26 protein-coding genes and 1 pseudogene are annotated in these 25,713 nt (G+C 72.9%); 7 read left to right on the forward strand and 20 right to left on the reverse strand.

The genetic code is table 11. The features are described 5' to 3' along the window. The 9 genes from JWQ92_RS02865 to JWQ92_RS02905 all read right to left on the reverse strand — a co-directional run. A partial coding sequence (locus tag JWQ92_RS02865; RefSeq protein WP_297342950.1) for a UDP-N-acetylglucosamine 1-carboxyvinyltransferase occupies positions 1-933 on the reverse strand: 933 nt, incomplete at its 3' end. Beyond that, complete coding sequence (gene leuD / locus JWQ92_RS02870) at positions 930-1,532, reverse strand: 3-isopropylmalate dehydratase small subunit (protein ID WP_297342951.1); 603 nt, start codon at positions 1,530-1,532, stop codon at positions 930-932. The genes JWQ92_RS02865 and leuD, both read right to left, overlap by 4 nt. Then, entirely contained in the window at positions 1,532-3,004 is a 1,473-nt protein-coding gene (gene leuC / locus JWQ92_RS02875) for a 3-isopropylmalate dehydratase large subunit (protein ID WP_297342952.1), read from the reverse strand. Before leuC ends, leuD begins: the two co-directional genes overlap by 1 nt. Positions 3,005-3,171: 167 nt before the next feature. Continuing rightward, positions 3,172-3,585 (reverse strand): hypothetical protein, encoded by a 414-nt coding sequence (locus JWQ92_RS02880; protein WP_297342953.1) that lies wholly within the window; start codon positions 3,583-3,585, stop codon positions 3,172-3,174. Positions 3,586-3,817: 232 nt separating this feature from the next. Continuing rightward, entirely contained in the window at positions 3,818-4,804 is a 987-nt protein-coding gene (locus JWQ92_RS02885; RefSeq protein ID WP_297342954.1) for a TerC/Alx family metal homeostasis membrane protein, read from the reverse strand. Between the two features lie 179 nt (positions 4,805-4,983). Beyond that, the gene (locus JWQ92_RS02890) at positions 4,984-5,190 is read right to left on the reverse strand and encodes a hypothetical protein (RefSeq protein WP_297342955.1); all 207 of its coding nucleotides are present in this window, start codon (positions 5,188-5,190) and stop codon (positions 4,984-4,986) included. Positions 5,191-5,414: 224 nt separating this feature from the next. Continuing rightward, the gene (locus JWQ92_RS02895; protein WP_297342956.1) at positions 5,415-6,404 is read right to left on the reverse strand and encodes a methylenetetrahydrofolate reductase C-terminal domain-containing protein; all 990 of its coding nucleotides are present in this window, start codon (positions 6,402-6,404) and stop codon (positions 5,415-5,417) included. 27 nt (positions 6,405-6,431) lie between these two features. After that, positions 6,432-8,315: an ATP-dependent zinc metalloprotease FtsH gene (gene ftsH, locus JWQ92_RS02900; protein ID WP_297342957.1), complete on the reverse strand. Its 1,884-nt coding sequence runs from the start codon at positions 8,313-8,315 to the stop codon at positions 6,432-6,434. 112 nt (positions 8,316-8,427) lie between these two features. Continuing rightward, positions 8,428-8,757, reverse strand: coding sequence for a DUF3467 domain-containing protein (locus JWQ92_RS02905; RefSeq protein WP_297342958.1), 330 nt, complete (start codon positions 8,755-8,757; stop codon positions 8,428-8,430). 97 nt (positions 8,758-8,854) lie between these two features. On the opposite strand from JWQ92_RS02905, the gene JWQ92_RS02910 reads away from it, so the two are divergent. Beyond that, positions 8,855-10,573: a sodium:proton antiporter gene (locus JWQ92_RS02910; RefSeq protein ID WP_297342959.1), complete on the forward strand. Its 1,719-nt coding sequence runs from the start codon at positions 8,855-8,857 to the stop codon at positions 10,571-10,573. Between the two features lie 48 nt (positions 10,574-10,621). Here JWQ92_RS02910 and JWQ92_RS02915 read toward each other — a convergent pair whose 3' ends face one another. From JWQ92_RS02915 to JWQ92_RS02930, 4 genes are all read right to left on the reverse strand, one after another. Beyond that, entirely contained in the window at positions 10,622-11,056 is a 435-nt protein-coding gene (locus tag JWQ92_RS02915) for a hypothetical protein (RefSeq protein WP_297342960.1), read from the reverse strand. Positions 11,057-11,091: 35 nt separating this feature from the next. Then, positions 11,092-11,601 (reverse strand): GNAT family N-acetyltransferase, encoded by a 510-nt coding sequence (locus tag JWQ92_RS02920; RefSeq protein ID WP_297342961.1) that lies wholly within the window; start codon positions 11,599-11,601, stop codon positions 11,092-11,094. Continuing rightward, a complete protein-coding gene (locus JWQ92_RS02925; protein ID WP_297342962.1) occupies positions 11,598-12,560 on the reverse strand; it encodes an alpha/beta hydrolase in 963 nt (320 codons plus the stop codon). Before JWQ92_RS02925 ends, JWQ92_RS02920 begins: the two co-directional genes overlap by 4 nt. A 78-nt stretch (positions 12,561-12,638) precedes the next feature. Further along, positions 12,639-14,060 (reverse strand): FAD-linked oxidase C-terminal domain-containing protein, encoded by a 1,422-nt coding sequence (locus JWQ92_RS02930; RefSeq protein WP_297342963.1) that lies wholly within the window; start codon positions 14,058-14,060, stop codon positions 12,639-12,641. Between the two features lie 112 nt (positions 14,061-14,172). Between JWQ92_RS02930 and JWQ92_RS02935 the strand changes: the two genes are divergently transcribed. The 3 genes from JWQ92_RS02935 (at position 14,173) to JWQ92_RS02945 (ending at position 16,862) form a co-directional block, all read left to right on the forward strand. Further along, positions 14,173-14,991 (forward strand): alpha/beta hydrolase, encoded by an 819-nt coding sequence (locus JWQ92_RS02935; RefSeq protein ID WP_297342964.1) that lies wholly within the window; start codon positions 14,173-14,175, stop codon positions 14,989-14,991. A gap of 74 nt (positions 14,992-15,065) precedes the next feature. After that, entirely contained in the window at positions 15,066-16,424 is a 1,359-nt protein-coding gene (locus JWQ92_RS02940; RefSeq protein WP_297342985.1) for an ATP-binding protein, read from the forward strand. Between the two features lie 144 nt (positions 16,425-16,568). Then, on the forward strand, positions 16,569-16,862 hold the full coding sequence (locus tag JWQ92_RS02945) for a putative quinol monooxygenase (protein WP_297342965.1): 294 nt from the start codon (positions 16,569-16,571) through the stop codon (positions 16,860-16,862). Between the two features lie 31 nt (positions 16,863-16,893). Here the strand turns inward: JWQ92_RS02945 and JWQ92_RS02950 are convergent, their stop codons facing one another. Together JWQ92_RS02950 and JWQ92_RS02955 are read right to left on the reverse strand one after the other, a co-directional pair. Beyond that, positions 16,894-17,706, reverse strand: a complete 813-nt coding sequence (locus JWQ92_RS02950; RefSeq protein WP_297342966.1) for an aldo/keto reductase — start codon at positions 17,704-17,706, stop codon at positions 16,894-16,896. Positions 17,707-17,779: 73 nt separating this feature from the next. Further along, on the reverse strand, positions 17,780-18,166 hold the full coding sequence (locus tag JWQ92_RS02955) for a hypothetical protein (protein WP_297342967.1): 387 nt from the start codon (positions 18,164-18,166) through the stop codon (positions 17,780-17,782). On the opposite strand from JWQ92_RS02955, the gene JWQ92_RS02960 reads away from it, so the two are divergent. Then, positions 18,138-18,701, forward strand: coding sequence for an asparagine synthase-related protein (locus JWQ92_RS02960; RefSeq protein ID WP_297342968.1), 564 nt, complete (start codon positions 18,138-18,140; stop codon positions 18,699-18,701). The genes JWQ92_RS02955 and JWQ92_RS02960 overlap by 29 nt on opposite strands. 33 nt (positions 18,702-18,734) lie before the next feature. On the opposite strand, the gene JWQ92_RS02965 is transcribed toward JWQ92_RS02960, so the two are convergent. Further along, on the reverse strand, positions 18,735-19,079 hold the full coding sequence (locus tag JWQ92_RS02965) for a hypothetical protein (RefSeq protein WP_297342969.1): 345 nt from the start codon (positions 19,077-19,079) through the stop codon (positions 18,735-18,737). Positions 19,080-19,498: 419 nt separating this feature from the next. Here JWQ92_RS02965 and JWQ92_RS02970 point away from each other — a divergent pair, with 419 nt between their 5' ends. Then, complete coding sequence (locus JWQ92_RS02970; protein ID WP_297342970.1) at positions 19,499-20,281, forward strand: Pr6Pr family membrane protein; 783 nt, start codon at positions 19,499-19,501, stop codon at positions 20,279-20,281. A 361-nt stretch (positions 20,282-20,642) separates the two neighbouring features. Here JWQ92_RS02970 and JWQ92_RS16890 read toward each other — a convergent pair. The 4 genes and pseudogenes from JWQ92_RS16890 to JWQ92_RS02990 all read right to left on the reverse strand — a co-directional run. Further along, positions 20,643-21,683, reverse strand: a pseudogene (locus JWQ92_RS16890) (DUF222 domain-containing protein); the annotation flags it as partial. A 254-nt stretch (positions 21,684-21,937) separates the two neighbouring features. After that, positions 21,938-23,212: an amino acid permease gene (locus tag JWQ92_RS02980; RefSeq protein WP_297342972.1), complete on the reverse strand. Its 1,275-nt coding sequence runs from the start codon at positions 23,210-23,212 to the stop codon at positions 21,938-21,940. A 118-nt stretch (positions 23,213-23,330) separates the two neighbouring features. After that, positions 23,331-24,167, reverse strand: a complete 837-nt coding sequence (locus JWQ92_RS02985; protein ID WP_297342973.1) for an endonuclease/exonuclease/phosphatase family protein — start codon at positions 24,165-24,167, stop codon at positions 23,331-23,333. A 140-nt stretch (positions 24,168-24,307) separates the two neighbouring features. Next, positions 24,308-24,700, reverse strand: a complete 393-nt coding sequence (locus tag JWQ92_RS02990; protein ID WP_297342974.1) for a VOC family protein — start codon at positions 24,698-24,700, stop codon at positions 24,308-24,310. A 126-nt stretch (positions 24,701-24,826) separates the two neighbouring features. On the opposite strand from JWQ92_RS02990, the gene JWQ92_RS02995 reads away from it, so the two are divergent. Continuing rightward, a complete protein-coding gene (locus tag JWQ92_RS02995) occupies positions 24,827-25,645 on the forward strand; it encodes a hypothetical protein (RefSeq protein WP_297342975.1) in 819 nt (272 codons plus the stop codon). Positions 25,646-25,713 lie beyond the last annotated feature (68 nt).

Here is a 25,713-nt window from a genome sequence, read left to right on the forward strand (position 1 = left end):
CGGCCCGCCCGGGTGCCAGAAGCGGATGCCGTGCTCCTCGACGTCGAAGGCGCCGCCGGCCTTCCTGAAGATGTTCAGGAACGTCATCATGTGCTCCTGCTTCGCGCCGTGCACGAACACGTCGCCGTGCGTCGCGAGCGCCGCGGACGCCCAGCTGGCGGCCTCGTTGCGGTCGAAGATGGCCCGATGCGTGTAGCCGCGGAGGTCGTCGACGCCCTCGATGAGGATCACGCGGTTCGGCTCGACCGAGATGATCGCGCCCATCTTCTGCAGGATCGCGATGAGGTCCATGATCTCGGGCTCGATCGCCGCGTTGCGCAGCTCCGTGACGCCCTTCGCCCGCACCGCGGTGAGCAGGGTCTGCTCCGTGGCGCCGACGCTCGGGTACGGCAGGTGCACGTGCGCGCCGTGCAGGCCGTTCGGCGCGGAGAGGCGGATGCCGGTCGGCAGCTTCTCCACGACGGCGCCGAACTTGCGCAGCGCGTCGAGGTGGAAGTTGATCGGCCGGTCGCCGATCCGGCAGCCGCCGAGGTCGGGGATGAACGCCTCGCCGAGCTGGTGCAGCAGCGGTCCGCAGAACAGGATCGGGATGCGGCTCGACCCGGCGTGCGCGTCGATCTCGCGCATGTGCGCGCTGCGCACGTTGCCGGCGTCGAGCAGCAGCTCACCCGATTCGACACCCGGCTTCACCGTCACACCGTGGATCTCGAGCAGGCCGCGGACCACGCGGACATCGCTGATGTCGGGCACGTCGCGTAGCACGCTGACGCCCTCCGAGAGGAGGGAGGCGACCATCGCCTTCGTCACGAGGTTCTTCGCCCCGCGGACGTCCACCTCGCCCTGCAGCGGCGCGCCGCCCTCGATGGTGATGCGGTCGAACGTCAGCCCGACGCTCGCTCCGGCTCGCTGTCCTTCGGTGATGAGGTTGCTCAACGGTCCCCTACTGGCAGTGTCGTGGGCCGCCATGCTTCGCGGCCGGCTTCGAAGGCGGTGATGCGCGGCTCATCGCGCAGGGTCAGCCCGATGTCGTCGAGGCCCTCGAGGAGCCTCCAGCGAGTGTAGGCATCGATCTCGAACGGGATCGAGGTCCCCGAGATGGTGAGGGTGGTGGTCGTGAGATCGACGGTAGCCGTGATCCCCGGCTGCGCCTCGATCGCCGCCCAGCATGTCTCGACCTGCTCCTCCGTAATGACGCCGGTGAGCAGGCCCTGCTTGCCGCTGTTGCCGCGGAAGATGTCGCCGAAGCGCGGGCTGAAGACGGCCTTGAAGCCGTAGTCGCGGAGCGCCCAGACGGCGTGCTCACGGCTCGACCCGGTGCCGAAGTCGGGGCCGGCGAACAGGATCGACCCGCCGGCGAACGCGGGGTCGTTCAGCACGAAGTCCGGCTGCTGGCGCAGATGGGCGAAGAGGGCGTCGTCGAAGCCGGTCTTCGTGACCCGCTTCAGGTAGACCGCCGGGATGATCTGGTCGGTGTCGACCGCTGACCGCGTCAGCGGCACGGCGACGCCGGTGTGCGTGGTGAACGGCTCCATCAGACCAGGACCTCCGCCTCGATGTCCGACGGGCTGGACAGGGTGCCGCGGATGGCCGTGGCCGCCGCGACGACCGGCGAGACCAGGTGCGTCCGGCCGCCCTTGCCCTGCCGGCCCTCGAAGTTGCGGTTGCTCGTGGAGGCGCAGCGCTCCCCCGGCGCGAGCTGGTCCGGGTTCATCCCGAGGCACATCGAGCAGCCGGCGAACCGCCACTCCGCACCGAAGTCGGTGAAGATCTTGTCGAGCCCCTCCGCCTCGGCCTCGAGCCGCACGCGCGCCGAGCCGGGCACGACCATGACGCGCACACCCTCGGCCTTCGTGCGGCCCTTCACGATCGCGGCGAACTGGCGCAGGTCCTCGACCCGGCTGTTCGTGCAGGAGCCCATGAAGACCGCGTCGACCTTGATCTCCTTGAGCGGGGTGCCGGGCGTCAGGTCCATGTACTGGAGCGCCCGCTCGGCGGACTCCCGCTGCTGCGGGTCGGTCATCGTGGCCGGGTCGGGCACGATGCCGGAGAGCGTGGTGCCCTGGCCGGGGTTGGTGCCCCAGGTCACGAACGGCTCGAGCTCGTCCGCGCCGAGGAAGACCTCGGCGTCGAAGACCGCGTCGTCGTCGGTTGGAAGGGTGCGCCAGTACGCGACGGCCGCGTCCCAGTCCTCACCCTTCGGCGCGTGGGGGCGGCCCTGCAGGTAGGCGAAGGTGGTCTCGTCCGGCGCGACCATGCCGGCGCGGGCACCGGCCTCGATCGACATGTTGCAGATCGTCATCCGCCCCTCCATGGAGAGGGCGCGGATGGCGCTGCCGCGGTACTCGAGCACGTAGCCCTGGCCGCCGTTGGTGCCGATCTTCGCGATCACGGCGAGGATGACGTCCTTCGCCGTCACACCCGGCTTGAGCGTGCCCTCGACGGTGATCGCCATCGTCTTGAACGGCTGCAGCGGCAGCGTCTGCGTGGCGAGCACGTGCTCGACCTCGCTCGTGCCGATGCCGAACGCGATCGCGCCGAACGCGCCGTGCGTCGAGGTGTGCGAGTCGCCGCACACGACCGTGATGCCGGGCTGCGTGAGGCCGAGCTGCGGGCCGACGATGTGCACGATGCCCTGCTCGACGTCGCCGAGGGAGTGCAGGCGGATCCCGAACTCCTTCGCGTTGCGGCGGAGGGTCTCGATCTGGGTGCGGCTCGTGAGGTCCGCGATCGGCTTGTCGATGTCGACCGTCGGTGTGTTGTGGTCCTCGGTCGCGATCGTGAGATCGGGGCGACGGACCGGACGGCCCTCGGCGCGGAGGCCGTCGTACGCCTGCGGGCTGGTGACCTCGTGGACGAGGTGGAGGTCGATGTAGAGCAGGTCGGGCGCACCGTCCTCGCCCTGCTGGACGAGGTGCGCGTCCCAGACCTTCTCGGCGAGGGTCTTCGGGCGGCGCGCGTCAGGCGCCGGCTGCTGGTTCTGCGGCGCGGGAGCCGTCTCGGTCATGGATGTCCTCCGGAGGGATCGCGGTGAGGTGTTCCCGGCATCGAGCAGCCTCCGCGACGAGGGAGCCGGTGGGTTCAGACCTCGTCGCGGCAGGGAAGAAGGAACGCGCCGCGAAGCATGGAGGCGAGATTACCACCGTGTTTCGGCGGAACCGGGGGCGACGGCCTTCAGCGCACGTTCTCGCTGAGCCGGCTGACGACGAGCTGCGGCACGAGGGCGGCGAGGTCGGTGTGCACGGCGAGCGCCTCCGCGACGTCGTCGACGTCCTCGGGGCCGGCCGGTCGATGGGCCGTGCGGCCTTCGATGCGGCGCATCTCGTCGTCCCAGGCCGTCCACGCGGTCCGGAGCAGCGCCGGTGGCTCGTCGACGAGCACGTCCTCGATCTCGGTGGACACGACCTCGATGAGGCCGCCGACGTCGAGGTGGTCGCCGCGATGCGCGCGGATCCGCTGGTCGGCGAGTTGCGCGAGCGGCCGCCAGGCGTCGGTGGCGAGCAGCGCGGCCGGGTGCCGCGGGAAGTGCACCGCGGCCGGCGCGCCGGGAAGGACGCGCGATGCGCGACGACGCCCGAAGAGCCTCATGGACGGATGCTACGTCGGTCGGGTGGACGACGCGCCCGACGCCGGCACGGGCAGGGTCGGGAGGTGCTCACGTTCCTGCCCGGGTCCGTTCCGCGCCATCCCATGCCGAGCGAGGCATGGACCGACGCGCTGCTGCTGCAGTGGGCGCGGAGTGCCCGCGTGACTCGCCGCGCCGGAGCGCGACGGCACGGCGAGCCGTCCGGCTCCTCCGGGATCCGCGACGCGTCGCGGCTCAGCCCCGGATCCGCTCGCGGACGTTCTCGCGGCGGATGGCGAGCAGGCTCGCGACGGTGGCGACCGCCATGGCGACCACGATGACGGCGAGCGAGGCGCCGGTCCCGATGTCCGGCACCTGGTCGAGGTGCTCACCACCGTTCAGGAACGGCAGCGAGTTCTCGTGCAGGGCGTGCAGCACGAGCTTCACGCCGATGAACGCGAGGATGAACGCGATGCCGTACTTGAGGTAGCGCAGCCGCTCCACGAGGTCGCCCAGCAGGAAGTAGAGCTGCCGCAGACCCATCAGCGCGAAGACGTTCGCGGTCAGCACGATGAACCAGCTCTCCGTGATCCCGAAGATCGCCGGGATCGAGTCGAGCGCGAAGAGCACGTCGGTGCTGCCGATCGAGACGAGCACGATGAGGATCGGCGTCCACATCCGTCTGCCGTCGACCGTGGTGCGGACCTTCCCGCCGTCGTAGCGGTCCGTGACGGCGATGTGGCGCCGCAGGAAGCGCACGAGGCGCCCGTTCTGCGCGTCGCCGTGCTCCGAGCCGAACGCCTGCGTGATGGCCGTGTAGATCAGGAACGCGCCGAACAGGTAGAAGATCCAGCTGAACGAGGCGATCAGCTGCGCGCCGATGACGATGAAGACCGCGCGGAACACGAGGGCGAGCACGATGCCGAGCATCAGCACCTCCTGCTGGTGCTTCCGCGGCACGGCGAACCCGCTCATGATGACGATGAAGACGAACAGGTTGTCGATCGAGAGCGAGTACTCCGTCAGCCAGCCGGCGACGAACTCGGTCGCGTGGTCGGCGCCGTCGACGACGAGCAGCAGCCCCGCGAACGCGAGCGCGAGCACCACGTAGAAGGCGACCCAGGCCCCGGACTCCTTCAGCGACGGCACCCTCGGCCGCAGGTACGCAACGGCGATGTCGGCGCCGAGCACGAGAACGATGACGACGAGCGAGACGATCTCGAACGGGGCGGGGACGGCCATGGTGGGGCCTCTCGGGTCGACGGCATGCGGCAGCGCCGAACGTCTCTCCCCATCCGCTACGGATGCCACGCGGCCGGGATCGCAGCGATGCGGTCCGTGATGACGGCCGGCGCGGAGCCGGGATACTCCCCTTCGTCCCTCGAACTCTATCGGTCGGCGCTATGACCCCGCCATGCGCCTCAGGTGAAGTAGGCGACGGCCTGCGAGAGGAAGATCGCCCCACCGACCAGGATCAGCACGACGCCGGCGAAGAGGAATCCGCCTCGGGTGGCGAGCGCCTGGCGGGTCGCCGCGGTCTGCCACACGAGGATCCCGACGCCGAAGCCGACGACCATCAGCGAGAGCACGGCGTAGAGCAGGTTGACGGGCGCATCGTTCGGGTTCACCTCGGCAGTGTTGCGGGAACGGGCTCGAAGTGCCAGAGCGTTCGCCGAGTGTCGGGTCGAAGCGCCCTGGGCACGGGCGCGCACCCGTGCGGTTCCGCGGACGGAGGCCATGGGCTCGGCGATCCCATCGCCGTCGCGAGGCGGTGCGCGCCGAGGCGTGAGCCTCCCGTGGTGATTCCTGCCGCTTCATCACCGCGGATGCGGCTGGGATCGTGACGCCCGGCTCAGGTGCCGCCGCCGAGGGCGCGAGCCACTGTGGCGAGCGCCTCGGCGACCTGCTCCTCCTCGCCATCACCCGCGCCCGCGGAGAGGTCGACGCCGATCACGCCCGCGAGCGCGAGCATCCGCTCGGCGGTCACCAGCGCGTGGGCGACCGCATGATCCGGCTCGTCGAGCGCTGCCGGGTCGGCGTCGGGGAAGAAGGCGGCGAGGCGGGCGCGGCCCCGCTCCGTGGCCCCGACGGGGACGCTGACCACGAAGCGCATCGAGGGCACCAGCTCGCGGGCCGCGGCGACGAACGACTCGACGTCGGCCTCCGGCCCGTGGTTCACGAAGCAGACCGTCGCGCCGGCCGCCGCCTTGGACGCGAGGCGGGCGGGACGCAGCGCCGCGGGCGGGGCCGACGGCGACTCGGCCACCGCGACGGTCATGCCGCGACCGGCGGCAAGGGCGGCCAGCCGGGTCGAGTCGAGGTCGAACACCGGTTCGGCATCGGGCCGCCCGCCGATCGCCGGATGGTCGCCGGTGAGGCAGAGCACCATCGGCACCGCGGCCGTCGCCAACCCGAGGAGCTCCCCCTCGAGCGCGACGCGGTTGCGGTCACGGCAGGTCAGGCCGACGACCGCCCGCAGTCCCTCCACCGACAGCACGCCGGCCCGCACCACCGCGGGCAGCTGCACGCGGGCCCATGGCGCATCGCCGAGCAGCGCGGCGTCCACCGTCCCCGCCAGCCGCCCCGCGACCGCACGGTGACCGTCGACGCCGGCCGGAGCGACGAGCTCCGCCAGGACGAGCGGCCGGCGGTCGGCGATCGCGAGCAGCTCCGCGGCCTGCGCGGACGGCGCCTCCGCGCGCGGTTCGCCGCCCTGGTGGACCGGCAGTGCGGCGTCGAGGAAGACGCAGCGCCGATCGCCGAGCTCGCAGCCGCCGTCGGGGTGGACGCCCTGGCACGGCCCGTAGACCATCCTCTTCGGGCAGCCGGTCGGGAGCGTCACCCGGTCATCATGGCGCGGGCGGGTTCCTCAACGCGCGACGGCGAGCGCCTCCTGCGCGATGCGCCGCACCACGGATCCATCCACGGTCTCGTGCTCGAGCAGCTCGGCCGACAGCGCGTCCAGCGCGGAACGGTGCCGGGTGAGCAGGTCGACCGCCGCGGCCTCGGCCTCGCGCAGGAGCCGCGCGACCTCCTCGTCGACCACGCGTTGCGTGTCCTCGCTGTACGGATGCCCCTGCTGGCCCTGCCCGAGGTAGCCGGGCTGGTCGGAGCCGTAGCCGACGGGACCGAGTGCGGGTGACAGGCCGAACTCGGTCACCATCCGGGTGGCGAGCTGGGTGGCGGACGCGAGGTCGTTCGAGGCGCCCGTCGAGCCCGCGCCGTAGACGACGAGCTCTCCCGCACGCCCGCCGAGGCGCACGGCGAGGCTCGCGTGCAGCTGCGCCTCCGTGTACAGGTGCCTCTCCTCCTCCGGCACCTGCTCCGTGACGCCGAGGGCCATGCCGGACGGCAGGATCGTGACCTTCTCCACCGGATCGGTGCCCGGCGTGAGCGCCGCGACGAGCGCGTGCCCCGACTCGTGCACGGAGACGCTCTGCCGTTCCTCGACGAGCAGGAAGTTGCCCGGCTGACGGGCGCCGAGCAGGATCCGGTCACGAGCGGACGAGAGGTCGGCGGCGGTGATCTCGGTGCGCCCGTCGCGGACCGCGACGATCGCGGCCTCGTTCAGCAGGTTGGCGAGGTCGGCGCCCGAGAAGCCCGGCGTCGCCCTCGACGTCACGCCGAGGTCCACGTCGGGCGCGAGGTGCTTGCCGTGGGCGTGCACGGCCAGGATCGCCGCCCGCTCGGTGGCGGTCGGCAGCGGGATCGCGACCTGCCGGTCGAACCGGCCCGGCCGCAGCAGCGCCGGGTCGAGCGCTTCGGGCCGGTTCGTCGCGGCGAGCACCACGATGCCGGTGCTGGGCTCGAAGCCGTCCATCTCGGCGAGCAGCTGGTTCAGGGTCTGCTCGCGCTCGTCGTTGCTCGCGTAGCCGGTGCCGCGCCGGCCGCCGATGCCGTCGATCTCGTCGATGAAGACGATCGCAGGAGCCCGCTTGCGCGCCTCGGCGAAGAGGTCGCGCACTCGGGAGGCGCCGACGCCGACGAACAGCTCGACGAACGAGGAGCCCGTCACCGGCAGGAACGGCACCTCCGCCTCGCCGGCGACCGCGCGGGCGAGCAGGGTCTTGCCGGTTCCGGGCGGACCCGCCATCAGCACGCCCTTCGGTCCGACCGCGCCGGCGGCGGTGAAGCGTGACGGATCCCGCAGGAACTCGACCACCTCGGTCACGTCGCGCTTCACGCTCTCGTAGCCGGCGACATCGCTGAACCGCGTGGTCGGGCGCTGGGTGTCGACGACCTTGGGTTGCATCCGGCCGACCGCCCCGCCGAGCATGCCGCCGCCGCTGCGGGCGACGCGGCCGACGTAGAGGAAGTAGAGCAGCAGGAGCACGAACGGCAGGAAGGACAGCACGGTGCCGAGGAAGGAGTTGCCGACGGTCTGCGCGTCGAAGTGCGGCACCAGCTTCGTGTCGTGCGCGAGCGACACGAACGTGGGGTCCGCGCCGTTCAGGCCGGTCGGGTAGGTCGACGTGAACGCCCCACCGCTCTGGAAATCCGAGCGGTACTGCCCGACGATGCCGCCGTCGGAGCGGAGCACGAGCGTGTCGACGTCCCCGGCGCGGAGCTGCGACACGAGCGTGCCGTACGCGACGGGTTTCGCCGCCGGCGCCCCGAACACCGGCAGGAAGAGGAACAGCAGGGTGAGCAGCAGCCCGACCGGGATGAGCCACTGGCGCCATCCGGGCGGCTTCTTCGGCGCGGGCGCGGGCGGGCGGTCGCCGGGCAACCCCGATCTGGCTCGAGCGGTCATAGGAACCTCCTCGACGGGCGTCCACCATCCCACGGGCGGGTGCCGATGATCATCCGGGCGAGCGCTGACAGCGCGCCCGGCGCCGGCAGAGCGCGGCCGCCGCGGCGAGGGGTCATCCCGCGGGGAACCACCCCTCGGGCGGCTCCTCCTTGCCGGACTGCGCGAGCCACTGGTCCGCCTGCTCCTGCAGGGCGCCGATGACCCGGAAGATCTGCTCCGCGGGGAGGCGGACGCGGGCCGCGACCCTCGCCGAGACCACCGGCACGGCCTGCCCGTCGGGGCCGAGCTGCTGCTGGCCCGGCGGCGCGACGAGCGACAGGAAGTCGATCACGAAGCTCGTCGGGTTGTGCCAGACCGCCGCGAAGTCGGCGAACACGCCGATCTCCTGCTCCGGCGGGAGGTTGACGGCGATCTGGGGTTGCGGCTGCGGCTCGTCGGTCACGCGGGCGACGCTAGCGGGCCGAGATGCAGGAGCTGTGCCCGTCCGCGACGGTCCCGCTCACCCCGCCGCCCTTCCGGGCGGCGGATAGCCTTGAGCCGTGGAGCTCGCGGTCTACGCGGTGCTCGCGGTCGCGGTGATCGTCGCCGTCGCGGCGTTCGCACCGCGCCTCGGCGTCGCCGCGCCGATCGTTCTCGTCCTGGTCGGGGTGGGGCTGTCCTTCCTGCCCGGCGTGCCCGACGTCGAGGTCGATCACGAGCTGATCCTCGACATCGTGCTGCCGCCGATCCTCTACGCCGCGGCGATCAGCCTGCCGTTCGCCGACTTCCGCCGGAACGTGCTGCCCATCGGCAGCCTGTCGGTGGTCCTCGTGCTGATCACGGCGTTCGGCGCGGGGTTCGTGCTGTTCGCGCTGCTGCCGAAGCTGGCGCTCGCACCGGCGATCGCGCTCGGCGCCGTGATCAGCCCACCCGACGCCGTCGCCGCGACCGCCATCGGGCGGCGGCTCGGGCTGCCGCCGCGCCTGCTCACCGTGCTGGAGGGCGAGGGGCTCGTCAACGACGCCACAGCGCTGGTGCTGCTGCGTTCCGCGACGGCTGCGGCCGCAGGCAACCTCCTCACGCCATGGGCCCTCGGTCGCGACTTCGTGGTCGCCGCGGTCGTCGCGGTCGCGATCGGGCTCGCCGCCGGCTTCGTGACCATGGCCGTCCGGACCCGCCTGTCGGATCCGGTGCTCGACACGGCGGTCTCGCTGGCCGTCCCGTTCGTCGCCTTCGTGCCGACGCAGTTCTTCGGCGCCTCCGGCGTGCTCGCGGTCGTGGTCGCGGGTCTGTACACGAGTCACGCGGCCCCCGCCGCACTCACCCCGCAGGCGCGGATCAGCGACCGGATCAACTGGCGCACGATCCAGTTCCTGCTCGAGAACGGCGTCTTCCTGCTCATCGGGCTGGAGCTGCGCACGGTCGTCGAGCACGTCGATCCGACCGTGTTCGGGTTCTGGCCGACGATCCTCGTCGCGCTCGCCGCGACGCTCGCGCTCGTGCTCATCCGCCTCGTCTGGATGGTCCCGCTCGTGCTCGCGCTGCGAGCGCGCGCGGCGCTCGCCGAGCGCACCCTGCTGCGGCAGTGGCTGGCGTTCGACCACTACCGGAGGTCGCGGCGGGGGCCGATCGCGACCCGCCTGTGGCGTCGCGCGGAACGCGCGTATCCGCGTCGCCGGGCGGATCTCGAGGAGCTTCGGCGCGACGGGGTGACCCCGAAGGGCGGGCTCGTGCTGGGCTGGTCGGGGATGCGCGGCGTCGTCACGCTCGCGGCGGCGCAGTCGCTGCCGAAGGCGACGAACTACTACCCGCAGCTCGTGCTCATCGCGTTCATCGTCGCGGTGCTCACCCTCGTCGTGCAGGGGGGCACCCTGCCCGCGGTGATCCGCCTCCTCGGGGTGCGAGGCACCGACGCCGCCGACGACCAGCGCGAGCTCGCCGCCCTCCTCGACGAGCTCGGCTACGCCGGGCTCGCAGCGCTCGACGAGGCGGCGGCCGACCTCGACGGGATCGACGACATCGATCCGGCCGTGCTCGACCGGGTGCGGCAGTCGTCGTTCCTGCGCGCCGAGGCGGCGTGGGAGCGCTCCCGCGGACCCGGCGTGCCGCTGCACGAGACGCCGAACCGGCTCTACCGGCGCCTTCGCCTCGCGGTGGTGCAGGCCGAGCGGGAGCGGCTGCTCGACGCCCGGCGACAGGGCGAGTACTCCTCGCACACGCTGCTGCAGGCGCAGGCGCTGCTCGACCTCGAGGAGTCGCGGCTCTCCCCCGCCCGCTGACGGCCCGCGCGGGCAGCTCGGCACCTCAGCTCGCCCGGCGGCCGAGGTTCAGGACGGCGGTGCGATGCGCCGCTCGAGGGCCTGGGCCGTCTCGAGGATCGGGCCGACGGCCTCCTCGGGGACCACGACGAGCTCGTGCACGTCGGCGTCGTCGCTCTCGAGGACCAGCAGGCGGTGCCCGTGCCCCTCGAGCACGCGGTCCGCCTCGCCGATCGCGTCGTCGAGGTCGTCGGTGTCGTTCACCGCGCCCAGGTCCGGCTGCAGCCGGAACACGCGCGGCAGCTGCGCGAGCGCGTCGGCGAGCTCCATGCCGGTGTCCTCGGCCTCGAGCGATGCGAGCGCACCCGCGTCGTCGAGGCCGTCGAGCAGTGCGTCCCACGGATCGCCGTCCGACTCCTCGAGCGCCGCCTCCACAGCGGGCCAGAGGTGCTCGTCGTCGTCGAGCAGCGAGCACAAGCGTTCCCAGAGCGCCTCGGTGTCCATCGCACCCATTGTTCCGCGGGCCGGTCCCCGGTCGCTCAGCGCACTCCCGGCGTGCGGATCCAGAACCGGTCCTCGGTGCCGATCCCGCCTGCCGACTCCCCGCCGTTCGCGAGGATGACGCGCCGCGACGGCTCGTTGGCGGCGTGGCAGGTGACGAGCACGCGGTCGAGCCCGATCGCGGCCGCCTCGTGGAGGCCGGCCGCGAGCATCCGCGTCGCGTGCCCCTGCCGCCGCCACGGGAAGACGACGTGGTACCCGATGTGGCCGCCGATCTCGGCGAGCTCGTGGGTCAGGGTGTGCCGCAGCACGAGAGTGCCGAGGTAGTGCTCCCCGGACACCCACCAGAAGACCGTCGAGGGCACGCCCCAGCGCTTGCGGACGCCGCGGCGTTCGGCCGTGAACCCCGCGAAGTCGCGGCTCGCGCCATCCAGCCATCCGGTGTCCGTCCCGCGGTAGCGGCAGTCGGCGAGCTCGCCGGTGAGGTACGAGATCCGCACCCGTTCGTCCGGCGGTGCCAGATGCGGCGGCTCGGGAAGGACGATCACGCCGCCGCCGATGCCGGCGCGAGCGCCGCGCGGAGCTCGGCGGTCAGCTCCCCCATCGCCTGCGGCACGGCGCTGCAGAGGTGCGGGAAGGCGAGGTACCCGTGCGGCATCCCGAAGTACTGGGTCGTGCGCACCGCCACGCCCGCCGCCTCGAGCGCCGCGGCGTAGCGGAGACCGTCGTCGCGGATGGGGTCGTGCTCGGCCACCTGCACGAGCGCGGGCGGCAGGCCGGACAGGTCGTCCGCGAGCAGCGGCGAGGCGTACGGGTTCCGGGGGTCCTGCCCGCCGAGGTAGTGGTCCCGGAACGCGAGCACGTCCCGCTTCGTCAGCACGGGCGCGTGCGCGTTCTCGTCGATCGAGGGGCTCGACGCCGTGAGGTCGGTCGCCGGGTAGAGCAGCCCCTGGAACGCGATCGAGGGCCCGGAGCGGTCGCGCGCCATCAGGCTCACGACCGCGGCCAGGTTGCCGCCGGCGCTGTCGCCGACGACGGCGAGGTGGGACGGATCCGCGCCCCACTCGGCCGCCCGGGCGGCCACGTCGAGCAGCGCCGCGTAGCAGTCCTCGGCGGCGGCCGGGAAGCGGCGGGCCGGCGCGAGGCGGTAGGCGACCGACACGACGAGGGAGCGCGCCTTCGCGGCGATCGTGCCGGCCAGCCAGTCGTACGCGTTCAGGTCACCGGTGGTCCAGCCGCCGCCGTGGAACAGGAGGACGAGCGGCAGCAGGCCGCCGGTCCGGCCCGGCCGGTAGGCCCGGACGCGGACCGGCCCATCGGCTCCGGCCGCGCTGCCGTCCCGCGTCGCGACGTCCTTGCGGGGCGCGCCGAGCAGCAGGTCCGTCAGCAGGGTGTGCGGGAGCGGCCGCTCCTGCGATCGGCGGATCTGCTCGAGGCTCTGGTCCGCGATCGCGATCCTGCTGAGGAGCCGTCCGAGGATCCGCACCCGCAGATCGAGTTCCGCCACCGTCGTCCTCCTCGTCGGCTCGCCGCCGCCTGCGGAGCGTAGCCCGGGCGCCCGACGGCTCAGCCCGGTTCCGGCGGTTCAGTGCTTCGGGAACGCCTTCCCCGGGTTGAGCAGCCGCCGCGGATCGAGCGCCGACTTGATCGACTCGTGCATCTCGAGCACCCGCGGCCCGAGCTCGTCGTGCGCGCCGTGGAGCTTGAGCAGCCCGACGCCGTGCTCCCCCGCCACGGTGCCGCCGAGGGCGAGGCAGTCGTCGATGATGCGGGCGAACGCCTCCTGGGCCCGCGCCTCCGCGGCAGGGTCGTCGGGTGTGGCGATGATCAGCGGATGCAGGTTGCCGTCGCCGGCGTGGGCGATGTTCGCGATCACGACGTCGTGCTCCGCGGCGGCCGCTTGGATGCGGGTGAGCATCTCCGGCACCTGGGTCCGCGGCACGCACACGTCCTCGGTGAGCACGGGGCCGAGCCGCTCCAGCGCCGGGTACGCGAGCCGGCGGGCGCGGAACAGGACGTCGACCGCGTCGGGGTCCTCGGCGGTGCGCACATCGGTGCCGCCCGCCTCACGGAAGAGCGTCGCCATCCGCTCGGCGAGTGCCGCGCCGGCCTCGCCGACCTGGTCCACCTTGGCGAGCAGCATCGCCTCGGCGTCGTGCGGGAGGCCGAGGCCCTGCCACTCGTCGACGGCCCGCAGGCAGGTGCGGTCGATGAGCTCGAGCGCGGCGGGCAGGATGCCGGCGCGGGACACGGCCGCGACGGCCTCGCCGGCGGCCCGGAGCGACGGGAAGACGCCGATCACGCCCCGCTCCTCGCGGCCCGCGAGCGGCAGCAGCTTCAGGGTGAGCTCGGTGATGATCCCCAGCGTCCCCTCCGATCCGACCATCAGCGCCGTGAGGTCGTAGCCCACCGTGCCCTTCGCCGTGCGACGGCCGAGCCGCGCGATCGACCCGTCCGCGAGCACCACCGTCATCCCGAGCACGTAGTCCCCGGTCACGCCGTACTTCACGCAGCAGATGCCGCCCGCGTTCGTCGCCGCGTTCCCGCCGATCGTCGACCATTGCGAGCTCGCCGGGTCGGGCGGGTACCAGAGCCCCTCCACGGCGACCGCGGCCCGGAGGTCGTCGTTCACGACGCCCGCCTCGCAGTCGACGACGCGCTCGTCCGCGTCGATCCGCAGCACGGTCCGCATCGCCTCGAGCGACAGCACGATGGAGCGGTCGACCGCGTTGGCACCGCCCGACAGCCCCGTGCCCGCCCCGCGGGCGACGATCCGCACGTCGTGCTCCCCCGCGACGCGCACGACCGCGGCGACCTCCTCGGTCGACGTGGCCAGCACGACCGCGAGCGGCGGCACGAACGGTGCCCACGCGGCGTCGTCGTGCGCGTAGCGGCCGAGCGCGTCCGCGTCGGTGAGCAGCCGCCCGGCCGGCACGGCGTGGCGCAGATCGCGGAGGAAGACGTCCTCCGTGAACAGCTGGGGCAGCCCGCCCGCGATCGTCGTCATCCGTTCCTCCGTCGGCCCGATGCCCGTCGATGGTACGAGCAGGAGGATGGACGGCCGGTCGGCGTCCCCTGCGAGAGGATGCGAGGACCCGTTCCCGACGAAGGAGTCCGCCATGCCGTCGTTCCGCACCGGCGACGGCGTGCGCCTCGCCTACGAGGACGCCGGCGACGGCCCGGTGGTCGTGCTGATCAACGGCTTCTGCGCTCCCGCGACGGCGTGGATCCTCACGTCCGACGCGCTGCTCGCGGCCGGCTACCGCGTCATCGGGTTCGACCGGCGGTCGCACGGCGAGTCCGAGACGCCGATGTGGGGGCAGCGGATGGCGCGCCACGGCCGGGACCTCGGCGAGCTCCTCGACCACCTCGGCGTGGAGCGAACGGCCCTCGTGGGCGCGTCGATGGGCGGCAACGTGATCTGGGCGTACATCGACCAGTACGGCACCGGGCGCCTCACCGGCGTCGTCGTCGTCGACCAGACGCCGAAGATGCTGAACAGCCCCGGCTGGCCCCACGGCTTCTACGGCTTCGACGAGTCGGACGCGCGCCGGTTCGCCCGCGGCGTGCCCGACACCGGGCGCGGCCGCCCGGCCGGGCGATCGACGGCGGCGATCGCCCGGCTCGTCGACCGCCTCGGTGCGCCCCCCACCTATCGCGATCGGACGGCGCCGGCGACGGTGGAGCTGCTGGTCGACCACTCGTTGCAGGACTGGCGCGACGTCGCCGCCCGCGCCGCGTGCCCGGTGCTCATGGTCGCGGGCCGGGACAGCCAGCTGTGGCCGTGCGAGCACGCCGCCGCGACGGTGGCGGGCAACCCGCACGGCCGGATCGTGATCATCGAGGACTGCGGGCACGCGGTGAACATCGACCAGCCCGACCGGTTCAACGAGGCGCTGCTCGCCTTCCTCGAGGAGACCGGCGCACCGACGGGCTGAGATCCGCGTGCCGGGCTGCCCGGCGCGGCATCCGCGCTCGGCGACACGCCGCATCCACACTCCCCTTCGTGACGATGACCGAGACGACGGTCGCCCGCTGGCTGACGGTCGCCGTCGGCGGGGGCCGCGGCGACGAAGCCCCGGTGAGCCGGCGACGCCTGGTGGTGCGCGTGCTCGCCCTCGCCCTGCTCGTGGCCGGGGTGGTGATGCTCGGCGGCGGGCTCGTCGCCCAGCGCCTCGCCGACGCCCAGGCGGTCAGCAGCGCGAGCCAGCGGGCGCAGATCCTGGCGACCGACGTGGGCCAGCCGGCGCTGCGCAACGGGCTCGTCGACGAGGACCCGAGCGCGATCGCGGCCCTCGACGCCACGGTCCACGCGCACGTCCTCGGTGCCGGCGGGATCGCGCGCGTGAAGGTGTGGAACCGGGCCGGCCGCATCGTCTACTCCGACGAGCCCCGCCTGATCGGCAAGACCTTCGGCCTCGGCGACGACGAGGAGCAGGCCCTGCTGTCGGGAGGCACCCAGGCCGACATCTCCGACCTCGCCCAGCCCGAGAACGTCTACGACCGGTCGAACGGACCGCTGCTCGAGGTCTACCAAGCGGTGCGGACCCCCGACGGCACGCCGCTGCTGTTCGAGGTCTACTTCAAGTACGACGCCGTGCGGGCCGACGCCGGCCGCATCTGGCTCGGCTTCGCCGCCGTGACGGGCGTCAGCCTCCTGCTCGTGCTGCTCGGCCTCGTCCCCGTCTTCCGCGGGCTGCTCCGCGCGCTCGAACGCGGCCGGATGCAGCGGGAGCTGCTGCTCATCCGTGCGCTCGACGCGTCCGACGCGGAGCGGCGCCGGGTCGCAGCGCTGCTGCACGACGGGCCGGTGCAGGACCTCGTCGGCGCCGGTTACCACCTCGGCGCGGCGAGCAGCGCCGTTCGCGGCACCGAGACCGGCGACGTCCTCGACGCCGCCGAGACGACCGTGCGCGGCACCGTGCAGAGCCTGCGCGCCCTGCTCGTCGACATCTACCCGCCCGCACTCGACCGGGCCGGCCTCGCCGCCGGCCTCGAGGATCTCGCGGCCGGCGCCCGGACCCGCGGCGTGCGGGTCTCGGTCGTCGTGGATCCGCGTGTCGACCTGTCGCAGGACGCCGAGCGCCTCGTGTTCCGCGTCGCTCGCGAGGCGATCGCGAACGCCAAGAAGCACGGCGACGGCGCTCCGATCTCGGTGGGCCTCGCCGTCGAGGGCGGCAGCACCGTGCTCACCGTGCATGACGACGGGCCGGGCTTCGACGCGGAGGGTCTGCTCTCGAAACCGAAGTCGGCGCACTTCGGGCTGCGGCTGCTCCGCGACGCGGTGAGCGACTCCGGCGTGGACGCCGAGCTCTCGCTGCGCAGCGCGCCGGCCGCCGGCACGACCTGGCGGCTCACGATCCGCGAGTGACCCCGGTCCGAGGACGGGCGGCTTCGGGCGGAACGGGCGTCCCATGACGGCCGGGAGCGCCCGATCCGGCCCGTCGCGACCGGCGATGATGAGGCGGCCCGCACGGCGCCCGAGGGTGCCAGGGACCGCGACTACGGTCGGCGGATGGCGTTCGTGTGCGACGCGACCTGGGTCGTGAAGGAGGGCCGTATCGACCTCGTCCGCGAGGCGCTGCGGCGGCTGACGGCGGCGACGCGCGAGGAGCCGGGCAACCGGTACTACCAGCCGCACCAGGCGCCGGACGAGCCGGCGGTCTTCCGGATCTTCGAGGTCTATGACGACGAGGCGGCGTTCGAGGCGCATGCCGCATCCGACCACTTCCGCCGGTTCGCGCTCGGGATCGCGATTCCGCAGCTCGAGTCCCGCACCCGCGCCTTCTCGGTCACCCTCGACGTCTGACCCCCTGCGGCGCTCGGCGTCGGCCCGCGCGTCAGCGACCGAGCGCGTCCAGGGCGGCGAGATCCTCGGCCGACAGCGAGAAGTCGACGTCGGCGTTCTCGCGGATCCGCGACGGTGTCGTGGACTTCGGCAGCGGCAGCACGTCCTTCTCGAGCAGGTAGCGGATGCTCACCTGCGCGACCGATCTGCCGAGCCGCTGCGCGATCCGCGCGATGTCGGCGTCATCGAGCAGCTCCCCGGTCGCGAGTGGGGAGTAGCCCTCGACCAGGATGTCCTTGTCGCGGCAGTAGGCCGTCGTCTCGTCCTGGGTGTTGCCGACGAACCAGCGGATCTGGTTCGCGTGCGGCACGACGTCCGTCGCGCCGGCGAGCGACTCGAGGTCGTCGACCTCGAAGTTGCTGACGCCGATCGAGCGGGTCCTCCCCTGGTCGTAGAGCTCCTCGAAGACCTTCCAGACCTCGATGTTTCCGGCGCGGTGGTCGCTGCCGATGGCGTCCCACGGCCACGGCGCGTGGATGAGGTAGAGGTCGAGGGGGCCCAGATCGAGCCCGGACGTGGAACGCTCGAACGCGCGGCGCGCGCCGTCGGCGTCCTTCACCTCGGCCGGGCACTTGGTCGTCAGGAAGATCTCGTCGCGGTCGATCCCGCTGTCCTTGACGGCGCGGCCGACGCTCTCCTCGTTGCCGTAGGCGAGGGCGGTGTCGATGTGGCGGTAGCCGACCTCGAGCGCGGTGCGCACGGAGTCGTAGGCCTCGGATCCGTTCGGGATCTGCCAGGTGCCGAACCCGATCTTCGGGATCGTCACCCCGTTCGACATGGTGAACGTGTCGGTCAGTGCGCTCATGCGGTTCCTCCTCGGTCGACGACCGGCATGCTGCCAGCCCGGCCTGGGTGGACCCTCCTCCCGGCGCCGCCGATCAGGAGCCGAGCTCCTCCCTGGCCACTCGGACCGTGTGCAGGGTGGGGTCGCCCGGGTCCGGCAGGACCATCCCTGCCGAGACGCCGCTCGTCATGTTGTCGACGACGGCCTGATTGATCCGCTCCCCCGGCAGCGCGACCGGGATGCCGGGCGGATACGGCGTGATCTGCTCGGCGGCGATGCGGCCGACCGCCTCCTGCACCGGAACGACCTCGACCGGGCCGAAGAACGCGTCGCGCGGCAGCATCACCGTCTCGAGCGCGAGGTGCGCCTGGGACGGCAGCTGCACAGCCGGCTTCGGGAGCTCGGGCGCCGCCTCGGCGAGGTGCCGCAGTGCCGTGACGAGGCGGTCGGCGGTGTCGTCGCCGTCCGCGATCGAGAGCACCGCCCGTCCCGCTGATGTGAGCTCGGAGTCGGCCCGCGCCGACTTCGCAGTGCCGGGGGCCGAGACGGCCCTCGACGCCGTGCTCCGCTTCGACGTTCACCACCTGATGGTCGACGACCCCGTCAAGCGGGTGGATGCGATGACGATGGCCTGGGGGCTCGAGGCCAGGGTGCCGTTCCTCGATCAGGACGTGGTGACGCTCGCCGCGTCCTGCCCACCGGGGCTCAAGATCGCGCAGGACGGCAAGGGCGTGCTGAAGGACCTGGGGCGCCGGATGCTGCCGACCGAGGTCATCGACCGCCCCAAGGTCTACTTCCCGGTCCCCGGCCTGCGGCACCTCGACGAGCCCATGCAGGCACTCCTCCGCGACGCGCTGCTCTCCCCCGATGCGCGCTCCCGCGCGGTGCTCGAACCCGACGTCGCGCACCGGCTGCTCGACGCGCCGAACCACCACTACACGCCGGTCGGCGGCAACGTGCTCTGGCAGGTCGGACTGCTTGAGCTGTGGCTGCGGGAGCACGGGCTGGACTCATAGGCCCGAGTACGTCTCGCCGCGAGCCCGCGTCGGTCAAGAGGTGGGGAGCGCCGCGCCCCGGTCGGCGCGGGCGGCACGGCGCAGCGGCTCGGCCGTGTGCGGGTTCGCGGCCCGGCGCCGGAGTGCGAGCCGCTCCGACCGCGGCTGCGCCCTGGTGAGGCCCGAGATCATCCACATCAGCGCGGCGAGGGAGAGGTACGGGCCGACCATCGGGATCAGGTCCACGCCCACCAGCACCAGAAGGCTGACCACGACCCACCAGCCGCGGCGCATCCCGAGGTAGACGGGCGGGCCGTTCTGGGAGGAGGTCGTCGAGGGGACCTCGGTCGGGGCGATCCGGTCCGCATGGGTCACCGGGGCTTCGGCCTGCACCGTCATCCCTTCACCCCAGCGGCTGCTCCTGACCGAGCGCCGAATGTGCGCTGGACAACGGGAGAACACCCGCCCGGAGACCTTACCGGCCGTCCGTCCTGTCTCGGCAAGGGAAGCGCAGGTCGTGGAGCCCGAATCCGCCGCGCGGAGGGAGGGCCGCGCGCCTCTGATCCACAGCATCACGGTCGTCCGGAGTCCACCGCAAGTGACCTGGGTGCGGTCATGAGTTGCGCTTGGAGCGCGCCACCGTTGTCTGCCGGCCGACCCCTCGGCCACGCGGAGAACACGGGCACCCGTCACCTGACCTTCGGTGCAGCACCGCCCTGTACCTGCGCTCTTGTCGCCCGCCCCGGCCGGTGGGACCATTCGGACCATCGAGCAGCGCGGCACGGGCCGGCCGGGGCATGCGCAGAAGCGAAGGTGGCATGAGCGCCCGCACGCCTCTCGAGACGGGTGAGACGCCCTCGGCCGTCGCAGCGCCGACCATGCCGGCACCGTTCATCCGTGCGCTCGCCGCCGGCCGCCTGGCAGCCGGCGGCCTGATGATCACGGCGATCGGGTCGCAGCTCGTGGTGAGCCTCGGCTACTGGCACCGCATCGGGATCCGCGACGTGGGGCTGCGGATCGCTGACTTCTTCAGCGCCTTCACCCACCAGGGCATCCTGGCGGGCGGCGCGATCCTGATCATCGGCGGCGTCCTCCTGCTCCGAGGGACCGAGCCGATGCCGCGGTGGCTGACCGTGCTCCGGCTCGCCGTGCTTCCCTCGATCCTCGTGGCGGGAATCGTCTACAACCTGCTGCTGCGCCAGCTGCCGGTGCCGCCGGGCTCCCAGCTGGACTGGGCGAACGAGGTGATGCACGTCGTGGCGCCCATCGCGGTGGCGCTCGACTGGCTCATCGCACCGCATCCGGCTCACCTGCGGTTCCGCACGGCCTGGGTGGTGGCGGTCTTCCCGGTCGCCTGGGTGGCGTACACGTTCGTCCGCGGGCCGCTGGTGCCGGATGAGATCAACCGGACGCAGTTCTTCTACCCCTACGGGTTCCTCGACCCGCACGCCGCCGGCTGGGCGCCGGTCGTGCAGCTGGTCGTGGAGCTGCTCGCCTTCGCGGTGATCCTGGGCTTCGCCGCGGTGCTCGCCTGGCGGATCGAGGACCATGTCCGCACGCGCAGGCGACGAGCCCGCGAGAGCGACATCGTCGAGGCGTGACCGCCTCGTCCCTGAGCGGATCAGGCGGCGCGGCGGGGTGGATCCCCAGCGGTGTGGATGCGATGCCGCTGCATCCGATGTCGTGGCAGGGGCGGCCCTGCCACCGTCTCGGCGCGAGGTGCGGGAGCCGGTCATGCACCGGGATCTCCCACTCGTCGCTCGAATGGATCAGATGATGGTGGAACCACAACAGGACTCCGTTGTCGATGTCCGTCGCTCCGTCGTCGCGGCCGACCCAGGCGATGTGATGCGCTTCGGTCCAGGAGGCGGGGGCTCGGCATCCCGGCCAGGCGCACCCGCCGTCGCGGGCCGCGAGTGCTCGATGCTGCGCCCGCGTGAACAGGCGCTTCGCCCGACCGAGGTAGAGGGGTTCCCCGCCGTCGCCGGTCACCAGGAGCCGGGTCGAGCCGGAGCACTGCAGCCGCTGCACCGTGGGGATCGAGATCCGGCCGACGACACCGTCAGCCCACCCGCAGCTCCGGCCGCTCGCGAGATCGGCGGCCCTGACATGCACGATCACCTCGGCCGGGCTCGCCGCGGTGGAACCGGTCGTGTCGTGCTCCACCCGGAGACCGGCGCGGACGATGTCGATCAGCACGTCGTGGTCGAACTGCGCTCTCGACCGGTGGTCGCCACCGGCTTCATGCCATTCGGAGTCGTCGGCGCAGTCGTCGGACGGCCGGCGGTCCCACTGGACGCCGCGCCTGCGGCTCGTGATCGCTGCGCGGAGGAGGGCGGTGACCTCGGGCTCGGTCTTGAGGATCGTGGTGGTGATGCCGTCGGAGCACTCGAGTCCGATCCGCAGGCTGCGGTTGCGGTGCGCAGCGTCCTCGGCCGGCTTCGCCCCGTCCGGATCGAGCGCGGCCTGCCAGGCCTCCGCCTGCACCCGCAGGAGGTCCGGCGACATCGATCCCGCGCTGTCGACCAACGACCGCTCAGCGACCTCGAGCTCGTCGGCGGAGGCGCGGCGTGCGACCGCGCCCAGCATGTCGACGATGACGCGCGCCGCGTCGACTCCGATCCCACCCCGGTCGAGTGCGGCGGCGACGTGAGCCCACCGGCTCGGAAGCTCCTCACCGGTGAGGGAGCGGGCGTTGCGCACCCGAAGTCCGAGCGCTGACCTGCGCCGCGCCTCCCGGATGCCGATGCGGAGCCCGCGTGCGAGCAGCTCGGCCGCGTCGCGATCACCCTGGTGTCGGGCGAGGGAGGCGTCGCCCAGCTGCTCCCTCGATCGCCACGCGATCTCTCCGGCCAGCGCGACACGACGGGCGTCGACCAGGCGGCCCAGCCCCTCCCAGGCCTCCGCCTCAGCGAGAAGTGCGCGCTCGGTCGTCATCGCAGGATGACAGGCGAGCGCGGCGACGAGCCCGATCGCCGTTGCGAACCGCTCCGGAGCCTCCATGCGCCCATCGTGACACCGGCCTCAGACAGCCGCTGCTGACTGAGAGCAGCCACTCATCAGGGATTCGTTGTCCATGATCGAGCAGCCGAACGCCTCCTGTGGAGGAAGCAACTGCCCGAGAATCCGCGCCGCCTCGTCGGTCGCGACTCCGTTGCTCCCGCACGCGGGTGGGGGCGGACGACGGCCCCGCGAACCCGGGATCACCGCGGTTCCGTCCTCGCACAGGCACCGGGAACACGGGCAGTGGCGGGCGCTCAGTCGTCGGCGACGGCGAGCGCCGCTCCTCCCGCATCCGCGATCCCGCGCCCTGCCGCCTCCGCTCGCCGTCGCCGGCGGCGGTGCCCGGCGACGACGATCGCCGCGATCACGGCGGGGACGAGCAGGTACGGGCCCGCGGAGAGCAGCAGCACCGAGACCGCGAATGTCGCGATGAGGGCGAGAAACCACGCACGGCTCGGCCGGCGGAGCAGCACGAGCCCGGAGGCGAGGGCCACCAGGTAGACGGGCACCTGGCTCCCGGCGCACAGCCGCACGAACCAGCTGGCGTCGAGCGGCGCGATCGTCGCCAGCAGCAGGCCGACGCCGGTGATCAGCGCCGGGATCGCGAGGGCGAGCCGATCCCGGCCCGACGTGCTCAGTCGCGGCGTCGGAGGCAGCAGCGACCGGCCCAGCTCGCGGAAGCTCGTGAGGTACGCCACGGATGCCGCGAGCGCCAGCACGACGGCGAGCACGGCCGCGACGAAGCTCGCCGGTGCGCCGAGCGCGGTCCGCAGCATCGCCGCGACCGGTGCAGCGGTGGATCCGGAGAACGGGCCCAGCACGAGCAGCTCCGGCACCGCGACGGCCGCGTAGAGCACCACGACCACGGCCAGCGAGATCGCGATCACCCGCGGAAGCCGGCGATCCGGGTCGCGGAGCATCGAGGTGAAGTTCGTCGACGCCTCCCATCCCATCAGCACCCACGCCAGGGTCAGCGCGGCCGGCACGAGGGCGAGGAGGCCGTGCGGGGCGATCTCCCCGAGACGATCGGGACGCCACTTCGGGATCGAGACGGCCGCGGCGCCGATGATGAGCACGACCAGCGCGATCGCGAGGGTGAGCGACAGGCCGCCGCTGGAGCGCCCTCGGGCGAGGACGATCCCGATCGTCAGCACGGCCATCGCCCAGGCGACCGCCACCGTGACGGGCCGCCCTCCCCCGGTCGCCACGGAGACGTACGAGCCGCCGATGAGCGCCAGCGCCGGCACCCCGATCGGCACACCGAGGTAGAACCAGGCGGCCACGATCCTCCCGACGAGGTCGCCGAAGGCGAGGGTCGCGTAGCGCTGCAGGCCGATGCTCGCGGTCGGCGCGCGCGCGGTCGAGGCCCGGTGGATGCCGACGAACGCGAACGCCGACGGCACGGAGACGACCAGCAGGGCTGCGACGGCCACGAGGGACAGCGGCCCGGCGATCTGCGCGGCCGCGGCGGGCAACGTGAGGATTCCGGGCCCGATCACCGCGGACACGTAGAGGGCGACCCCGGCCACCGTGCCGAGGCCGCTGCGGCTCTCGGGCGTCGCCCCGGCGATGCCTACGCCTGCTGAAGCGTCGGGCGAGCGGACTCCTGAGGCACGGCTGATGGTACCGCCGGGCCCGGACGGCCGGTCAGGAGCTCGCTTCGCCCGGCCTGGTCCAGCGGACCTCGCAGACGACGCCCCGGTGATCCGACGGGTCCAACCCGTCCACCGGCTCGCCGACCAGCCGGGCGCCGCGGACGGTGACGCGCTGACCGGGCTCCCCGAAGCGGTAGAGCACGTGGTCGATCCGCCGGTCGATCAGCTCCTCCGCTTCCAGCGGCGCGAAGGGATGGTCGGATGGGAGCGATACGGCATCCGGGGAGCCTCCGCCCGCCTCCCAGGCGTCGACGAGCACGTCCCGCAGCGGCCGCAGGATCGGGCTGTCGGGGGCGGCATTGAGGTCGCCGGCCACGAGCACCGGTGCGGGACCGTCGAGTCGCGGATCCGTCGCGAGGTCCGCGACGAAGCGCGCTTGGGCGATGCGGTCGTCGTTGTAGGCGGGCTCCCACTCGAGACAGGTGACCACGACGTTCACCGGCCCGTCCGGGTGGGCGATCGTAGCGATCATCGTGACGGGCGCCTCCGGACGGTGACGGGCTGGGAGCTGCACGGTGCGGGTCGCCGTGATCGGCCATCGGCTCACCAGGCCGAGTCCGAGGTCGACATCGGCCTGGCCGGGATGCTCGGGGACGTCCGGCGGGGGCGGCAACGACTGCGCCGCGAACGCCGAGTGGAACCCGAGCTCGCGAGCGAACTCGTCCGCCTGGGTCGAGGTCGTCGTGCCCCAGCTCTCCTCCAGCGCGATCACGTCGGCGCCGCTGGCCCGGATCTCGTCGAGGAGGAGGGGCTGCCGGTCGCTCCACCGCGGGCCGAAGCGCCACCACACGTTCCAGGTCAGGACCCGCACCGATGCGCTGCCGCCCATCCCACATCCCTTCGACCCGTGGATCCGTCGACCGAGGGACCGTACCGTCGCATCCGCCCGACGACATCGGAGGTCTCTGAAGGAGGACTCCCGACGCGGCCGTGGATGCGGCCCGAAGCGGCGAGCAGGAGAGGGCGGCGTCACTCCGCCGCGGCACGCTCCTCGGCGCTGCGCTGCACGCAGAGCTCGTAGCCGTCCGGGTCGCGCAAGGTCACCCATCCGGAGCCGTCGTCGTCGCGGCGGTCGACGACCAGTTCGGCACCCAGGCCGATGAGCCGATCGACCTCCTCGTCGCGCGTTCGGTCCACGGCGTCGACGTCGAAGTGGATGCGCCGGTGGAACTCCTCGCCGGGCTCGGTCGGCTGGAAGTACATCCGGATGCGCACCGGCGCGGTCACGTAGACCGTCACCGGGTCACCGGGGTTGTTCGGGTCGTCCGGGTCCTCCTCCAGGCCCAGCACCTGCTGCCAGAACGCGCCGAGCTCCTCATGGTTCCGGCAGGTGATGTTGATCGCGTCGATGCGAGACGTCATGGCGGTCATCCTGTCACCGCCACCTCCGGGGATCGAGACCCGCGGGCACGGCTGTAACGCGAGGCCCTCGTCCGGACATTCCTGAGTAGCGCCGGATCCGCCGGCTTCCGATCGAGGGGTCCCAGGATGGTCCGAACCGCATACTGCGGCGCGCTGCTCGCCGTGCTCGCCCTGCCCCTGCTCGCCGGCTGCGCCGCGACTCCTGGAGCCGGCCCCGCGGCGCCGGCGTCCCCCGCCCGCACGACAGCGGGATCGGCCCTGGTTCCCGCCTCCACGGCCGCCCACAGCACGGCGACCCCCTCCCCCGTCGCCTCGGCGACCGCCGCGAGCAGGGCGCCCGCCGGGTGCGACAACGGGCGCACCGCGATCCCCACGGGCGCGCGGACGGTGCGGGTCCACGACGTCGACGGCGACGGCCGGCAGGACACCGCGTTCTTCACCACCTCGAAGCCGTGGGAGTTCGGCTTCGCCACATCGGCCGGCGGCGTCTACACCACCCCCGACCGGCAGACGCCCACCGGCGCTCATCATGCCTGGACCGTCGACACCGACGGCTTCCCCGGGCACGCGATCGCCATCGACGACGGCCTCGGGGCCGTGCTGCTCAGGTTCCAGCACTGCGGGTTCCAGCAGCTCACCGCGAAGGACGGATCCGGCCTCAGCATCCCCATCGGCGCCCGCAGCGCTTCGGGCGATGCCACGACCGGCGTCGCCTGCAACGACCAGAACGGCGGCATCCTCATCGAGGCCGCCCAAGCGCGGCTCCGCACGGACGGCCGCTACGACATCGCCTGGTCCACGCTCGAGCCGATCGGGACCCCGACCGGCGCCTCCTTCTCCGCCGCCGGGGTCCGGTACAAGGGTCTCGCCGCCACGGATGCCCGCGTGCAGCAGGCCCGCACCAGCACCTGCTGGGCCGCGCACACGCTGACCGCGACCCACTGATCCCTGTGGGCGCTCCCCGAGAGCGCCTGGTCCCGCTCGGGGACCGTCTGCCGCCGAACCTGTTCCGT

The organism is Amnibacterium sp. (genome assembly GCF_025463795.1).
Classification (GTDB): domain Bacteria; phylum Actinomycetota; class Actinomycetes; order Actinomycetales; family Microbacteriaceae; genus Amnibacterium.

Excerpts from the sequence above, each read along its gene's own strand:
- JWQ92_RS02880 (WP_297342953.1), bottom strand. The coding sequence starts at position 3,585 with ATGAGGCTCTTCGGGCGTCGTCGCGCATCGCGCGTCCTTCCCGGCGCG.
- JWQ92_RS02950 (WP_297342966.1), bottom strand. The coding sequence starts at position 17,706 with ATGAGCGCACTGACCGACACGTTCACCATGTCGAACGGGGTGACGATC.
- JWQ92_RS02995 (WP_297342975.1), top strand. The coding sequence starts at position 24,827 with ATGGTCCGAACCGCATACTGCGGCGCGCTGCTCGCCGTGCTCGCCCTG.
- JWQ92_RS02885 (WP_297342954.1), bottom strand. The coding sequence starts at position 4,804 with ATGGCCGTCCCCGCCCCGTTCGAGATCGTCTCGCTCGTCGTCATCGTT.
- JWQ92_RS02940 (WP_297342985.1), top strand. The coding sequence starts at position 15,066 with ATGACCGAGACGACGGTCGCCCGCTGGCTGACGGTCGCCGTCGGCGGG.
- JWQ92_RS02985 (WP_297342973.1), bottom strand. The coding sequence starts at position 24,167 with ATGGGCGGCAGCGCATCGGTGCGGGTCCTGACCTGGAACGTGTGGTGG.
- JWQ92_RS02930 (WP_297342963.1), bottom strand. The coding sequence starts at position 14,060 with ATGACGACGATCGCGGGCGGGCTGCCCCAGCTGTTCACGGAGGACGTC.
- leuC (WP_297342952.1), bottom strand. The coding sequence starts at position 3,004 with ATGACCGAGACGGCTCCCGCGCCGCAGAACCAGCAGCCGGCGCCTGAC.
- JWQ92_RS02935 (WP_297342964.1), top strand. The coding sequence starts at position 14,173 with ATGCCGTCGTTCCGCACCGGCGACGGCGTGCGCCTCGCCTACGAGGAC.
- ftsH (WP_297342957.1), bottom strand. The coding sequence starts at position 8,315 with ATGACCGCTCGAGCCAGATCGGGGTTGCCCGGCGACCGCCCGCCCGCG.
- JWQ92_RS02915 (WP_297342960.1), bottom strand. The coding sequence starts at position 11,056 with ATGGACACCGAGGCGCTCTGGGAACGCTTGTGCTCGCTGCTCGACGAC.
- leuD (WP_297342951.1), bottom strand. The coding sequence starts at position 1,532 with ATGGAGCCGTTCACCACGCACACCGGCGTCGCCGTGCCGCTGACGCGG.
- JWQ92_RS02945 (WP_297342965.1), top strand. The coding sequence starts at position 16,569 with ATGGCGTTCGTGTGCGACGCGACCTGGGTCGTGAAGGAGGGCCGTATC.
- JWQ92_RS02965 (WP_297342969.1), bottom strand. The coding sequence starts at position 19,079 with ATGACGGTGCAGGCCGAAGCCCCGGTGACCCATGCGGACCGGATCGCC.
- JWQ92_RS02970 (WP_297342970.1), top strand. The coding sequence starts at position 19,499 with ATGAGCGCCCGCACGCCTCTCGAGACGGGTGAGACGCCCTCGGCCGTC.
- JWQ92_RS02990 (WP_297342974.1), bottom strand. The coding sequence starts at position 24,700 with ATGACGTCTCGCATCGACGCGATCAACATCACCTGCCGGAACCATGAG.